Below are 14,370 nucleotides of genomic sequence, written 5' to 3'. Positions count from 1 at the left end.
TCTGCTCTTCCGTAAACCTCAGTCGCTTCATCGTCCGTCCTTCCATCAGGGCCGGACTCTAATCACGCGTGGAGGAAAATCAGGGGGTCACGTCAGGACCAACAGGATGCAGAAAAATCCGTCGAGCGCGACGAATGTTGCGGTCGGCACCGTAAAGCCCCAAAGTTTGCGATCTACGGAATGTTCAATGAACAAGAGTCCGGCGTTGAATTCCTGATAGTATGCGGCGATCGGAAACATCGTGATAAGCATGATGGCCGTCAGCGCGGCGATGGTCCGCCAATCTCCAACCTTGAGAGATGCCTGCCGCTTCGTCTCCGAACCACGGCCAGGTTCGGTGGGCAGATGCCGCCAGCCAGCCAAATAGGTTGCGAGTGCTACAACCATAAGGACACTGGCCGCTCCAAAGCCTGCATGCCAGCCGTAAACTTGGGCCAGTATGCCGCAAGCGATTGGCCCGGTCAGCGCGCCAAAGTTAATGGCTGCCGAAAAAATCGTGAAGGCGCGCGTTCGGCGGCTCTCGTCATCCTGGTTATACAGAAGGCCGATCTGGCTTGAGATGTTGCCCTTCAGGCAGCCAGTCCCGACAATCATAAGCGTCAGCGCCAGAATGAAGCTTGCGTCGAACGCCATTAGAAAATGGCCCCCTGCCATCATCGCCGCGCCGGCGACCACAGCCGCCCGGCGTCCGATCCATCGATCGGCCAACAGTCCTCCCAATATCGGCGTGAAATACACAAGTGCTGTATAGAGTCCGAGCAACTGACTGGCGAATGCCTGGTTCGAGAGCGGACCGGCCAAGGCCTCGACGCCCGCGCGGACCGCCGCAAGTCCGTGGACGTTTGCCGCCACGTCCGGGGTCAGGAGATATTGAATCATGTAGAGGAGCAGCAAGGAGGACATCCCGTAGAAGGAAAATCGCTCCCAAGCCTCAGTGAAAGCAAGGAATGCCAGTCCGGTAGGATGGCCCAGAAAGAGGGAGGTGCCGCGATACGGTTCGACATTGAGGGCCGATGCAGGCGGATCTGCCGACTTCACTTGAATTTCCCCCAAACCGTGTAAGACTTTATAGGGGTGGGGTCATTCATGTCCCTTGGTTCAGCCATGTCGCAAGTTTAGCATTTGCGATTTATCTCTCTTTATCCCCGATGGCTCGACGGTAAACGAAGGCGTTATGTTCAGCCACTCTTTCAAGTCTTGTGGCATACGCGATCGAGGGACACCGAACCATAAATTCTGACGCTACCAGCAGTTTTTGCCGATGGTGCGGGTCAGTCAGGGTTTGGGTAGGCCACAAGGCCAGTTTGCAGAGTGCCTATTTTTTTCATACCCCCGGAAGCGATACTTCAGGCGCCAAAGGCGGGCTCCAGAGGGCTGAATCAGGAGAAAAAGACCCCTTTCATCAGCCATTTTATACGCATTTTTGCGTGGCTGAGAGGCGCGGATTTCTGCGGCTTTCAGAGACATTTGGGGGCCACCGATTTTGTTTCCGTTTCGTGGCCCCCACCGTGGCCCCCAAATCGCCCGGAAAGGGGTGGATCGGAGTGGACACCGGTGGATGGCCGATGTCCAATTTTACTCTATTTTAGAAGGGCTTGCGAGCGAATATGGATCGCCGCGGAAGGGCTCCTGGTGCCGGGTGTCGGACTCGAACCGACGACCTACCGCTTACAAGGCGGTTGCTCTACCAGCTGAGCTAACCCGGCGCGCCCGCCCTATTGCTGCGGTCGGCGGTGCAAATCAAGCGTTTCAGCGCTCCGGCAGAGGGTCGCCCGGTGCGGCGGCGGCGATTGCGAGGGCGTGGATGCTTTCCATCAGGTCGCCGAGCGCGGCGTAGACGGCGCGCTGGCGCTGCACGCGCGACTTGCCTACAAAGGCTTCCGAGATGATGCTGACGGTGAAGTGGCTCTCGCCTGTGCCGTCGTGCCCGGCGTGGCCGCGGTGGCGGTCGCTGTCGTTGCGGACGTCGAGGTGGAGGGGCTGAAGCGCCGCGAGGCGGCGTTCGATTTCGGCGCTGATGGTGGACATGCAGCCTTTATACAGCAATTCGGCGGCGTGTCAGCCGGTCAGGCGACGTCGCTGCGGCGTTTCCAGAACCGGCGCGAGCTTGGGACGATCGGGGGTTTTTCTCAAAAGAGAATTTTCTCCGATCCGGCTCGTGGCTGCCATGGCGGCGCGGGCTTCCTATATAGGCTGAAAACCCGATTCAGGATTGCCGCGATCACGACCCCCCGCAGACCCCGCGAACGCTTCCACGGCCGCGTTGACGCGCCGGACCCGGCCCTGTGCGCAGAGCCCGGCTGCGACCAGCCCGGCGAGTTCCGCGCGCCGGTTTCCAACCGGACGTCTGCGGGCTGGAAATACCTGTGCCTCGATCACGTGCGGGCGTTCAATGCGGCCTATTCCTTCGAGGACGACGGGGTGAAAAACGCCGTGCCGGGATGGGAGCGACAGACGCGCGCCTTCGCGGCGAACGCCTACGCGGGCGGATTCGACGATCCCATCGGCGTGATGAGGGCACGCATGGGCGGTTTCGCAGCGCCGAAAGCGCGCGCCGGACATGTGCTGGACAAGGCGGATCTGAACGCGCTGCGCACGCTCGACCTTGACGAAAACGCGAGCTTCACGGACATCCGCGCGCGCTACAAGGAGAAGGTGCGGGTGCTGCACCCGGACGCAAACGGCGGGGACCGCACCCATGAAGCCGAGTTGCGCCGCGTGATCGATGCCTATACGCACCTTAAGGAAAGCCCGGCATTCGGGGCTGAACAGAAGAGCAGGAAGAGTTAAGTGGCGACGCAGCTGAAGGACAATGAACCGCACGGCACGCTTATGAACACGCCCGATCTGGAGGTTGATGCGCGGCAGGTGTTCGGCATCGACGTGGACATGAAAATCCCGGCCTTTTCAAAGGCTGACGAGCGTGTGCCCGACCTCGACACCGACTATGTGTTCGATCCCGACACCACGCTCGCGATTCTTGCCGGTTTCGCCTTCAACCGCCGCGTGATGATCCAGGGCTACCACGGCACCGGAAAGTCTACGCACATCGAGCAGGTGGCGGCGCGGCTGAACTGGCCGTGCATCCGCATCAATCTCGATTCGCACATCAGCCGCATCGATCTGATCGGCAAGGACGCGATCGTGCTGCGCGACGGCAAGCAGGTGACGGAGTTCCGCGAGGGCCTGCTGCCGTGGGCGCTGCAGACGCCGACAGCGCTGGTGTTCGACGAGTATGACGCGGGCCGGCCGGACGTGATGTTCGTCATCCAGCGCGTGCTCGAGGTGGAGGGCAAGCTGACGCTGCTCGACCAGAATCGCGTGATCCGCCCCAACCCGTTCTTCCGGCTGTTCGCGACCTCGAACACGGTCGGCCTCGGCGACACGACCGGGCTCTATCACGGCACGCAGCAGATCAACCAGGGCCAGATGGACCGCTGGAGCATCGTGACGACGCTGAACTATCTGCCCGCCGAGACCGAGGCGGCGATCGTTTCGGCCAAGGTGAAGGGCTTCGAGGCCAAGACCATCGCCAACATGGTGAAGGTGGCCGACATGACGCGGCAGGGCTTCATCGGCGGCGACATCTCCACGGTGATGAGCCCGCGCACGGTGCTGACCTGGGCGCAGAACGCCGAGATCTTCGGCAACATGGGCTTCGCGTTCCGGGTGAGTTTCCTCAACAAGTGCGACGAGGCCGAACGCGGCATCGTTGCCGAATACTACCAGCGCGTCTTCGGCGAGGAGTTGCCGGAGAGCATCGCGAAGAAGGCGTGAGCAAGGACAACAGGATCGAGGATTTCCGGCACGCGCTGGCGGCGACGCTGCGCGCCATGGCGCACACGCCGGAGTTCGATCTGACCTACACGGCCGACAAGCCCGGCGCTTCGGGCAATCAGGCGCGCGTTCCTCAGCCGGCGCGCGGACTTCCCGCCGATCAGGTCGCGGAGGCGCGCGGCTGGGCGGACAGTTTCGCGCTGCGCCGCCGTCACCACGATGCGAAGCGTCATGCGTCGCTCCAGCCGCCCGCAGGGGTGCCGCGCGACGTGTTCAACGCCGTCGAGCAGGCGCGGGTGGAGGCGGTCGGCGGCCGCGACATGGCGGGCGTCGCCGTCAATCTTTCGCAGATGAACCTGGCGCGCGTGAAGGCGGACCCGCTGATCCGCGCCCGCAACGCTGAAGAGGTGCCGCTTGCAAGCGCCGTCGGCATGATCGCGCGTGAACGGCTGACGGGTGAGCCTTCCCCCGCCATCGCCGACGCGGGGCTCTCGCACGTGCGCGACTGGATCGAAGAGAAGGCCGGCGCGCATCTCGACGACCTTGCCGCCAATCTTGACGATCAGGCGCGCTTCGCCTCGCTCACGCGCCGCATTCTGGCCGATCTCGGCCTCGGCGACGACCGGGGCGAGGAGCCCGAGCAGGACGATCAGGAAAGCGGCGAGGACGAGCAGCAGAACGAAGGCGACAGCGACGAGGGCGAGGACGAAGGCTCCGCCGGGCAGGATTCCAGCATGGACACCCGCGCCGAAGAGGGTGAGACGGGCGATCAGGAAACCAGCCAGTCCGCCGAGATGGACAGCGACGCGATGTCCGACGCCGACATGGCCGAAGACGGCGACGAGGGCGTCGTGCCGTGGCGCCCGAACACGCCGACCAACGATCTGTCGCCCGACTTCGACTATCACGCCTTTACCGCGAAGTTCGACGAGGTGCTGACCGCCGAGGAGCTTTGCGACGCCGAGGAACTGACGCGCCTGCGCGGCTATCTCGATCAGCAGCTCGTGCATCTGCAGGGCGCGGTGACGAAGCTCGCCAACCGCCTGCAGCGCCGCCTGATGGCGCAGCAGAACCGCGCGTGGGACTTCGATCAGGAAGAGGGCCTGCTCGATCCCGCGCGCCTCACCCGCGTGGTCGTGAACCCCGAGCACGCGCTCAGCTACAAGATCGAGCGCGACACGGATTTCCGCGACACGGTGGTGACGCTGCTGATCGACAATTCAGGCTCGATGCGCGGCCGCCCCATCTCCATTGCGGCGATCTGCGCGGATATCCTCGCGCGCACGCTGGAACGCTGCGCGGTGAAGGTCGAGATTTTGGGCTTCACGACGCGGGCGTGGAAGGGCGGGCAGAGCCGCGAACAGTGGCTCGCCGACGGCCGCCCCCAGAAGCCGGGGCGCCTGAACGACCTGCGCCACATCATCTACAAGACGGCCGACGCGCCGTGGCGCCGCGCGCGCAAGAACCTCGGCCTGATGATGCGCGAGGGGCTGCTGAAGGAAAACATCGATGGCGAGGCGCTGCTGTGGGCGCACAGCCGCCTGATCGCGCGGCCCGAGGAACGGCGCATCCTGATGGTGATCTCCGACGGCGCGCCGGTCGACGACTCCACGCTGTCGGTGAACAGCGGCAATTACCTGGAACGCCACCTGCGGCAGGTCATCAAGTGGATCGAGGGCCGCTCATCCGTGGAACTCATCGCCATCGGCATCGGCCATGACGTGACCCGCTACTACAACCGCGCCGTGACCATCATGGACGCCGAACAACTCGGCGGCACGATCATCGAACAGCTCGCGCAGCTCTTCGAGGAGGAAGGCGCGGGCAGGGGGCGGAAGCGGCGAGCGGCTTAAGGGTGTTCGGTGCGTCCTCCCGTGCGATGAGCCGTTCATCGTGTCTGTCGGATACCTGACAGACACATTCACAGGCCGTTCAAGGGCCGAGTCGCAATCTTCACACGTGGTCATCGGCGGCTGTGTTCCCCTCCCGCCGATGACCGCGAGCACAGTGTGGAGAGATGATATGTTCAGCAAGATTCTGATGGCCGCTGCGGCGATGACGATGCTGACGGCCGCCCCTGCGATGGCCGACAACGACCGTTGGGATCGCGGCGGCAAGCATTGGCAGAAGGACCGCCACGACGACCGAAAAGCCTATCGCAAGGGATATAACGACGGGCGCAAGTATGATCGCCGGGACGACCGCCGCGACAATCGCCAGGCCTACCGCGAAGGTTATCGCGAGGGCCGTTTCTACGACGGGCGCCGCACCTACAACAGCTATCGTCCGGTGTATTACCAGAGCTCCAGCGATTATCGCGGCGGCTGGTACGGCAAGGGCGGCCGCCATTATTCGAGCTACGATCGCTGCCGCAAGGACAGCAACATCGAAGGCACGCTGATCGGCGGCGTTCTGGGCGGTGTGCTCGGCAACACGGTAGCGGGCCGCGGCGACAAGACCGTCGGCACCGTGATCGGCGCGGGTCTCGGCGCTCTTATCGGGCACGAGATCGACGACAACGGCAGCAAGCGCCGCTACTGCTACTAAAGGCCGCGCCGCCGGTTCGCATTGAACCCCATCGCCGCCGGCGGAACGGGCCGCCCGGACTTGTGCCGGGCGGCTCTTTTATTTCGCGCAAAACCGGCTAACAAGCGGGCGAAGAAACCGCAGGATCAGAGCATGACCGAAACCGACAGCCCGCCCGACCGCCTGAGCGCGGACCCGGACAGCCCCTTTTTCAGCGAAGCCGCGATGGAACGCGGCGTCGGTATCCGCTTCAAGGGGCGCGAACGCACCGATGTCGAGGAATACAGCGTGGGCGAAGGCTGGATCCGTGCGGCGCTCGGCAAGAAGGTGGACCGGCGCGGCAAGCCGCTCACCATCACGCTGAAGGGCGAAGTCGAGGCGTACTGGCGGAGCTGAGCCGATGCTGGAAGGCGCGCAGAAGGTTCCGAGCCCGAAGCTCGACCTTTATATTTGCAGGCGCTTTCTGGCCCCGGAGGCGTGCGCGGAGATCGTTGCGCGGATCGACGCGCGGCGGCGCCCGTCGGAAATCGCCGACGATCTCGGCTATGCCGCCTATCGCACCAGCGAGACGTGCGACCTTGACGGGAACGATCCCGTCGTCGCGGCGCTCAACGCGCAGATCTGCGCCTATATGGACATCGACGCGGCGTTCGGGGAACCCCTGCAGGGGCAGCGCTACGGCGTGGGGCAGGAATTCAAGCAGCATACCGATTATTTCGAGCCCGGCGGGCCGGATTACGCGCGCTACTGCGCCGTGCCCGGCCAGCGCACGTGGACCGCGATGATCTATCTGAACGAACCTGCAGCAGGCGGCGCCACGCGCTTCAAGGTGATCGACAAGATCGTGCAGCCCGAAACCGGCAAGCTGCTCGCGTGGAACAACCGCCGCGCGGACGGCACGCCCAATCCCGCGACGCTGCACGCCGCGTTGAAGGTTCGCAGCGGCGCCAAATACGTCATCACGAAATGGTTTCGCGAGCGGCCCTGGGGATGAAACGAAAAAGGGCCCCGCGCAGTGCGAGGCCCTTGTCGTCTGACCCGGGGTTTCAGAATGTTGCGCTGAGGCCCAGCGAGAAGGAACGGCCGACGTCGTATGTGTTTCGGTCGATGCGCGCGCCGTTGAATTCCTGATAGTCGGAATAGCCGCGCTTCGTGAGGTTGCGGGCCTCGAACTTGAATTCGAGAGCCTTGCCGGCGAGGGTGAAGCCTTGACGCGCCACGAAGTCGAGGCGAATGCCCGGATTTTCAAGGAAGTCGATGGCCTGCCCGTCCGAGGTAAAGCGGTTCAGGATGCGCTTGCTGCTGTAGGTGAGCATCAGCGTCTGCTGCGAGAGGGATTCGCTGTCTTCGAAGCCGATCTGGATGTTGGCGATGTGATCGGACTGACCCGTCATCGGGGTGCCGTCGCGGAAATAGTCGGAAGCCGGGCGGACGACACCCGCCGTATCGGGCGGAATCGTCGTATCGCCGGCGCCGACATTGATCTGCGACTGGGTGTAGGTGTAGTTCGTCGCAATCAGCAAATCACGTGTCGAGAAGAAACCCTCGCCGAAGATGTCGGAAAGCGGGAAATACTTCTGCACCTCGATTTCGCCGCCGTACAGCACCGCTTCAGGCGCGTTCGCGTAGGTCGTCATCAGCGTTTCGGTGCGGATTTGCGAGATCGCTTCCACCGGCTTGTCGATCTTCTTGTAGAAGCCTGCAACCGAGAACCGCTCATTGCGTCCCATGTACCATTCATAACGCGCTTCGAGGTTCAGAAGCTCGCTGTCGGTCAGGTAGATGTTGCCGATGAACAGGCGTTCCGATTCCGTGTCGCGGTACTGGATCGGCGAAAGCTCGCGGAACTGCGGGCGCGCGATCGTCTTCGACGCAGCGAACCGAAGCTGCATGTCGTCCGTGAAGTTCCACGTCAGTGTTGCCGCAGGCAGCCAGTAATCGTTGTTGTTCGGTTGGCGGTAAGGGTTCGCTCCGAAAGTCTGCACGAACTGGTCGGCGGTTTCGTAGCGCACGCCCACAGTCGCGCGCAGGAAGTCCATCAGTTCCGTCTCGGCCTGAACGTATCCGGCGTGGACCCGGAGACCCGCATCGTAACGCACTGCGTCATCGGCTGAAATCGCGTTCAGCACGATGCCGTAGGTATAGATGTTGTAGTCCGAAAGCAGATAATCCGGACGCTGCTGCGCAACCGCGAGCGGCAGGTTCGTGACCGGACGATAGCGGAAATCGTAACGGGTCGAGGTGCGGGTCGTGTCGGTGTAGGCGTAACCTGCGGTAAGGGTCAGATCACGCGCAGTCGGCGCTTTCCACGACACGTTCGCGGAGCCCGCCCACACATCTTCGCTGAGGTCGCTGAAAGCGATGGTGGCATCGCGCCCCTGGCCCCCGAGATTGTTCGTGAAATCGCCCACGGACGGATCGAAACGATAGCTGAACGTGCGTTCGTAGGGTGCTTCGCGCTGGGTGTTCGCATAAGTGCCGCGAACGTCGAGCGCGACGTCTCCGAACTTGAATTCACCGACGATCTGCGTGTCGATGAGCTGGCGTTCGAACCAGCTGGTGTAGCTGCGGTTCAGTCGGTCGGACCCGACGTTGAGATCGTCGACACCGTCCTCGATGCGCGCTTCCTTCACGGTGTCGCGAATATAAAGGTTGGTCCAGCGCAGCGTGTGCTCGCCGAAGGAGTAGCCGAGGCCGAGCAGGCCATGGACGACGATCCGGTTTTCCGTCGACATGAAACGGAAGTCGGAATTCGGATAGATCGTCTGTCCGCCTTCACCATCGGCGGCAAGGCCGGCCGTGCGCTGGTTGAGACCGCCGCGGGTTTCCCAGGCGTTGTCCCAGCCGAACGCGGCGATGACACCCAGCCGATCGCTGCCGATATCGAGCGACAGTCCCGCGCTGATGTCGAGCGCGCCGTTCAGCGGAATGTCGTGGTTGCGCTGAACGAGCGTTGTCGGCGCATTGACGAGGCTGGCGGCAAATGCCTGCCGTTCCGCAACGCTCAGCGTCGGGAACGCCTGTCCGCTGTTCAGCGCCGTTTTCAGGCCGCGAGGCATGTCGCGCGTACCGTTGTCGAAGCCGGTCCAGTCGGTCTGGCTGCCGTAATACGTGTAGCCGGTTTCGAAGGTCGTCTCGCTGTCACCGCTGAGACTGCCCCCGATCTTCAGGAAGCTCTCTTCAGGGATCGCCGCTGTCGTCAGGTTGATGACGCCGCCGCCGAATTCGCCCGGATAGTTCGCGGAGTAGCTTTTCTGGACGACCGAACTCGCGATGATTTCGGTTGGAAAGATGTCGAGCGGCACGACGCGGCGCAGCGGCTCGGGCGAGGGCAGGGGAAGGCCGTTCAGCAGCGCGAGCGAGTAGCGTTCGCCGAGGCCGCGCACATAGACGAAGCGTCCGCCGACGAGGCTGAGGCCGGTAACACGCTGCAGCGCGCCCGCGATGTCGCCGTCACCTGTGCGGGCGATTTCGGCTGCGGAAAGCACGCTGATGACTTCGGATGTCGCGCGGATCGTCTCGGGGATGTAGCGGCCCTGCACGACGATCACCTCGTCGGAGACGCTGACGCCCGGCGCGGAGATATCCACCGGCGCTTCGCTGCGTTCCTGGCTTTCGTCCTGCGCCCAGGCTGATGTGGAAACCAACGGTGAAACAAGGGCGCTTGAAAGCAGCAGCGCGCCGAGGGACGATATCCGGTTCATGGCAGGCCTTTCGGGCGTTCGATGGAAAACAGGAGGGCGGCGGCGCCTTTCACGCCGCCGCCCAGCTTGTCGAACTGGGATCAGTCGAAGGACACCACAGTGCAGGACGGTTGACCGTTCAGGCCGCAGGTCCAGCCCGCGTACCAGGTGTCGGACGCGTTCTGCACGGCACCGATGTAGCTGGTGTTCACGAAGTACGAACTGATCGTCGAGGCATCGAAGGCGGTGACCGCATTTTCGTTCGCCCCGTTGATGAACGTGCTCTGGAGCGTGGACGTGCCGTTGAGCGTGTTGTTCGTGCCAGACGTGAGCAGCGCCTCGGTTGCCGCAACGGTGATGTTGCCGTCGTCCTCGACTGCCGTCGGGCACGAGAAGAACACCGATTCGAAGCGGGGCGGGCCGACTTCTTCATCAGCCGCGCCGGCGGCCTGCATGGTGGTGTTGCTATCGATGTCGAGGCAGAAGTTGCCGCCGGTTACGACGCCGTTCAGCAGCGTGAAGTCCGTGCCGCCGCGCAGGTGGATGCTCGTGGTGCCCGGACGGGTCACGAACGTGAAGTTGGAAATGCGCGTGTGCTGGCGCGGCGTGGCGTCTTCGTTGCCGTTGCTGTCCGATTCGATGACCTTGTCGCCACCGCCGGCGCGCTGCACGACGATAACGAACTGGAGGTGGCCCTTGAAGCCGAGGTCGGTGTCGATGCTGTCATCGTCCGCGCCGGTCACGACGAGATGTCGGCCGTTGACCGTGCCGCCGAACCATTCGATGCCGTCATCCGATCCGTTGTGCACCTGGATGTTCTCGAACGTCGTCCCGAGGCCGACGCCGCCGAGGGTGATGCCGTTCAGCTCGTTGCCGGGGGCAACCTCGAAGCCGGCGTAGCGCACCTGAATGTACTTCAGGCGGCCGGTGTTGTCGTTGGGCAGCGCGCCGCCGTAAAGACCGCCGCTGGTGCCTTCGATTTCCGCCTGGCAGTTGGCCGTGCCGCCGATGGCGCCCGGTGCGTTGCAATCGCTGATCGGTGCGCGGCCGAGCAGAACGATGCCGCCCCATTGACCGATATTGGCGTCCGTGGTGGTGCCTTCCACGTTCTGACGGCTGGTGAAGATGATGGGTTCGTCCGCTTCGCCTTCGGCGAAGAGCTGCGAACCGCGGTTGACCAGCAGGAAGTCGGCGCCCGACGAGCCCATGACGACCACGCCGGGACGGATGGTCAGAATGCCCTGAGCCCCGCCCGGAGCCGTACCGTCGCCGCCGACGTCTTGACCCACGTCCACGCGACCGGAGAGCGAATAGACGACGCCGGGAATTTTTTCGAGCACGAGATTGCCGGTGATGACGCCTGAAATCTGGCAGTTCTTCTGCCCTGCGACGCTGCCGACATCGGCCGTTCCGGTGGGGCATGACGCCGGTGTCGGCGTGGGGGTCGGTGTGGGCGTCGGTGTCGGTGTCGGCGTCGGCGTGGGGGTAGGCGTTGGTGTCGGGACGACAATTACGCCTTCACCCGGCGACGCGACATCGTCGGCGCCGCAAGCGCCCAGCGCAAGGGCCGTGCCGAACAGGAGTGCGGAACGCAGATGCTTCATTTTAGAAATCCCCTTGTGTCCTTTGAAACGGGGACGTCCGGCGAATCTGAAAACCGTGCCGAGCGTCTTGGAAGGACGCCTAGGTCCGTTGCATGGCGAAAATATTACAGAAAATAGGTAATATAGTCATGTGTTATCGGGATTTTTTATTTAATGATTTTGAAAAATTACTTACAAAATTCTGCAATAAAATTGTAATGTTTTATGCTGTTCGTAAGCGCGTAGCCCTGTCCATCAATCCTTCAGATTGATTGCTGCGGTGTGCAGGGTTCCATCTCTTTCAAAGCTGATCCGCATATGCGTGGAATGCCCGACATCGTATGCGAGCTCGAGAAGGCGTTCCATGGTGAAGTGGCCGTCGTTCACCGCGACGATGGTGTCACCATCGCGTAGCCCGGCGCGAGCAAGGAGCGGCATGGTGGAGAGACGTCGAACGGTGAAGCCGGGGGCGTCAGCCCGGCGGACGAGGCCGAGCTGAAAAGCAATCGTCTGCTTCCGCATGTTCGCCTCGCCGGTGTAGGGCCCTCTTGAGAGAGTCGGAACGGCGCTGGCCGACGGCTTGGGCAACGCGGATGCTTCTGGGCCCGTTACGGCCTGCGCTGCGGGGGCGGTGCCATCGAAGGTGAGCAGCGGCAGCTTCAGTCGCGCGCCGCCGCGCGTAACGATGATGTGGCCGGGCGCGGTGCTCTCGATCGTGATGCCGGGCAACAGTTGACGGCCGACCGCGACGCGTTGCTGTGCTTTGCCGCCGACCGAGACGATCGCGGCATTCCCCAGCGTTCCGTAGACGCGCACCTCCGCCACGTCCGCCGGAGTGAGTGACGGCACGGGCGGCAGCGGTTGCGGCGTAGCGATAGGCAGGGCAACGGTCGCGGGCATCGGCGGCGGGGAGGGTGGTGGCGTGTCGCGCGAAGCCCAGATCGCAAGCGCGCCTGCGCCGCCGGCGGCAAGCAGCGCCAGCGAAACGGCTCTGGGGTTGAGCCTCCGGGGAATTGTGATAGCCACGAAAAGGCCGGTTAGGCCGGAGACATGACAGATTTGCGACACGGGCGGTCGCGGAAGGGGCAGGGCGGAGCTGTGTTGCCGGGGAGCGGAATAGCCGGGGGGCTGATCCTCGCGTGCGGGTTCCTGGCCGGAACGATCGCCGGCAGCTTTATGGCGCTTGTCGCGGCGCGCCTGCCGCTACGGCGTACCATCGTCGGCGGGCGTTCGCAGTGCGACACGTGCGGACGTATTCTCGGTCCGCTGGAGCTTGTGCCGATCGCGTCTTTCCTGGCGCTGCGCGGCCGGTGCCGGGGCTGCAGCGCTGCGATTCCCGCGTCCACGTGGGTCATGGAACTGCTCGCGGGGATCGTCGGGCTGCTCGCCGTGCTGCTTGCCCGAACGCCTGCCGATCTCGTGTGGGCGGTGTTCGGATGGCTGCTGCTGCTGCTCGCCGCGCTCGACCTTCGGCACTACTGGCTGCCGCAGCGTCTCACCGCGCTCCTCGCCTTCACGGGCATCGTGGCCCTGTTCATCACGCGCGGGGACGTGGCGGCGTCGCTCGCGGGCGGCGCGGCGGGGTTTCTCGGCCTCGAAGCGGTGCGGATCGGATATCGCCTGCTGCGCGGGCGTGAGGGGATCGGCGGCGGCGACCCCCTGCTGCTGGGCGGCATCGGGGTGTGGATGGGCTGGCAAGCGCTGCCCTTCGTTCTGATCGTCGGTTCGCTCGCGGGGTTCGGACTCATTGTAATCTGGAAGCTGCGCGGCGCGGATGTGGGCCCTGCGACGCGGCTTCCGCTCGGCGCCTGCCTTGCAATTGCGGCGATCGCTGTGTGGGCGGCGGCGGCGCGTGCTCCCATCGTTCCGCTGGCGTTGCTATAGGCGTGTCGCAATGTCCCGATATGAGACGCGATGGCGCTCGCCGTCATCAAACTGACATGCTAACTCCCTAGCGGGGCGATTTCGTGAAGGCGGGCCGGACGCAATGGGGTTCACTGACAGGCAATGGTTGCAGCGCGTAAGCGCCCGCGATCTCGTTGCAGCAGCGCAGGTTCTGCTGGCGCTTCTGCTTGCCCTGGCGACCGCGCGGCTGGTGTGGGCGCTGCTTGCGCCGATCGGCCCGATCGGTTCGCCGCCGCCGCAGGCCGTTGCGGCAAAATCCGATCTCGCCGTGCTCGGCCGATTCGATCCGTTCTTCCAGATGCTCGACGGCGGCCCTGCGGTCGTTTCCGATCTCGCCATCGATCTTTACGGCACGCGCGTCGATAACGTCAGCGGGCGGGGCTCGGCGATCATCGGTGTGGACGGGACGCAGCGCAGCTTCCTCGTCGGCGAGGAAATCATGCCGGGCGTCATTCTGCACGGCGTGGCGTTCGACAGCGTCACGGTGCGCCGCAGCGGCGCGCTCGAACAGTTGTTCCTCGATCAGTCCGTGCCTGCACGCGCCGTATCGCCCGCGCCGGTCGACGCCGCTGCGCCGCCGCCGCAGATCCCGCTGGAGCGGGTCGGGGCCGAAATCACGGGCGAACTGGTGCGCAAGGGCAACCAGGTGGATGGGCTCGCGCTGAAGCCCATCGGAAGTGGCGGATTGTTTAACGAAATCGGGCTAAAGACCGGCGATGTGCTGCTTTCGGTGAACGGCGTGCGAATCGATTCGGAAACGCCGCCCGGAGGCATCGCGAACCTCATCGGCGACAGCGATGTCGCGGTGCTGGAAATCAGGCGCGGGGCCGAGGTGCAGTCTGTGACGTTCGAGATCGTTCAGTGAAGGCTGGCCGCTTCCTGCTTGGCGCGGCGCT

Annotated in this window: 14 protein-coding genes and 1 tRNA gene; 8 read left to right on the top strand and 7 right to left on the bottom strand. The window is 63.9% G+C overall.

Going from position 1 to position 14,370, the window contains the following annotated elements; all coding sequences use genetic code 11:
• Nucleotides 1-87 precede the first annotated feature (87 nt).
• The 4 genes from GGQ98_RS07745 to GGQ98_RS07735 all read right to left on the bottom strand — a co-directional run bounded on the left by GGQ98_RS07745 (nt 88) and on the right by GGQ98_RS07735 (nt 2,028).
• The gene (locus tag GGQ98_RS07745; RefSeq protein ID WP_184067526.1) at nt 88-1,038 is read right to left on the bottom strand and encodes an oligopeptide:H+ symporter; all 951 of its coding nucleotides are present in this window, start codon (nt 1,036-1,038) and stop codon (nt 88-90) included.
• Nucleotides 1,039-1,275: 237 nt separating this feature from the next.
• A complete protein-coding gene (locus tag GGQ98_RS18920; RefSeq protein WP_424141354.1) occupies nt 1,276-1,467 on the bottom strand; it encodes an Arm DNA-binding domain-containing protein in 192 nt (63 codons plus the stop codon).
• A 163-nt stretch (nt 1,468-1,630) separates the two neighbouring features.
• Nucleotides 1,631-1,706: transfer RNA gene (locus tag GGQ98_RS07740), tRNA-Thr, on the bottom strand.
• A gap of 43 nt (nt 1,707-1,749) precedes the next feature.
• Complete coding sequence (locus GGQ98_RS07735) at nt 1,750-2,028, bottom strand: BolA family protein (RefSeq protein ID WP_184067524.1); 279 nt, start codon at nt 2,026-2,028, stop codon at nt 1,750-1,752.
• Between the two features lie 27 nt (nt 2,029-2,055).
• Here GGQ98_RS07735 and GGQ98_RS18795 point away from each other — a divergent pair, with 27 nt between their 5' ends.
• From GGQ98_RS18795 to GGQ98_RS07705, 6 genes are all read left to right on the top strand, one after another.
• A complete protein-coding gene (locus GGQ98_RS18795) occupies nt 2,056-2,790 on the top strand; it encodes a DnaJ domain-containing protein (protein ID WP_341534161.1) in 735 nt (244 codons plus the stop codon).
• Between the two features lie 42 nt (nt 2,791-2,832).
• Complete coding sequence (gene cobS / locus GGQ98_RS07725) at nt 2,833-3,777, top strand: cobaltochelatase subunit CobS (RefSeq protein ID WP_184067554.1); 945 nt, start codon at nt 2,833-2,835, stop codon at nt 3,775-3,777.
• Nucleotides 3,774-5,630, top strand: coding sequence for a cobaltochelatase subunit CobT (cobT, locus tag GGQ98_RS07720; protein ID WP_184067521.1), 1,857 nt, complete (start codon nt 3,774-3,776; stop codon nt 5,628-5,630). Before cobS ends, cobT begins: the two co-directional genes overlap by 4 nt.
• Nucleotides 5,631-5,799: 169 nt before the next feature.
• Nucleotides 5,800-6,324, top strand: a complete 525-nt coding sequence (locus GGQ98_RS07715) for a glycine zipper 2TM domain-containing protein (protein WP_184067518.1) — start codon at nt 5,800-5,802, stop codon at nt 6,322-6,324.
• Between the two features lie 132 nt (nt 6,325-6,456).
• A complete protein-coding gene (locus tag GGQ98_RS07710) occupies nt 6,457-6,699 on the top strand; it encodes a DUF3297 family protein (protein WP_184067515.1) in 243 nt (80 codons plus the stop codon).
• Between the two features lie 4 nt (nt 6,700-6,703).
• A complete protein-coding gene (locus GGQ98_RS07705) occupies nt 6,704-7,297 on the top strand; it encodes a prolyl hydroxylase family protein (protein WP_184067512.1) in 594 nt (197 codons plus the stop codon).
• Between the two features lie 52 nt (nt 7,298-7,349).
• Here GGQ98_RS07705 and GGQ98_RS07700 read toward each other — a convergent pair whose 3' ends face one another.
• From GGQ98_RS07700 to GGQ98_RS07690, 3 genes are all read right to left on the bottom strand, one after another.
• Complete coding sequence (locus tag GGQ98_RS07700) at nt 7,350-10,007, bottom strand: TonB-dependent receptor domain-containing protein (RefSeq protein WP_184067509.1); 2,658 nt, start codon at nt 10,005-10,007, stop codon at nt 7,350-7,352.
• Nucleotides 10,008-10,087: 80 nt separating this feature from the next.
• Nucleotides 10,088-11,590, bottom strand: a complete 1,503-nt coding sequence (locus tag GGQ98_RS07695) for a hypothetical protein (RefSeq protein ID WP_184067506.1) — start codon at nt 11,588-11,590, stop codon at nt 10,088-10,090.
• 234 nt (nt 11,591-11,824) lie between these two features.
• Complete coding sequence (locus GGQ98_RS07690; RefSeq protein WP_184067503.1) at nt 11,825-12,595, bottom strand: hypothetical protein; 771 nt, start codon at nt 12,593-12,595, stop codon at nt 11,825-11,827.
• Nucleotides 12,596-12,619: 24 nt separating this feature from the next.
• Between GGQ98_RS07690 and GGQ98_RS07685 the strand changes: the two genes are divergently transcribed.
• Nucleotides 12,620-13,453, top strand: a complete 834-nt coding sequence (locus GGQ98_RS07685; RefSeq protein ID WP_184067500.1) for a prepilin peptidase — start codon at nt 12,620-12,622, stop codon at nt 13,451-13,453.
• A 103-nt stretch (nt 13,454-13,556) separates the two neighbouring features.
• On the top strand, nt 13,557-14,339 hold the full coding sequence (locus GGQ98_RS07680) for a type II secretion system protein N (RefSeq protein ID WP_184067497.1): 783 nt from the start codon (nt 13,557-13,559) through the stop codon (nt 14,337-14,339).
• The last annotated feature ends 31 nt before the right edge of the window (nt 14,340-14,370 follow it).

The organism is Sphingosinicella soli (assembly GCF_014199685.1).
GTDB classification, from domain to species: domain Bacteria; phylum Pseudomonadota; class Alphaproteobacteria; order Sphingomonadales; family Sphingomonadaceae; genus Sphingosinicella; species Sphingosinicella soli.
This window is presented reverse-complemented; position numbering and strand designations above follow the sequence as displayed.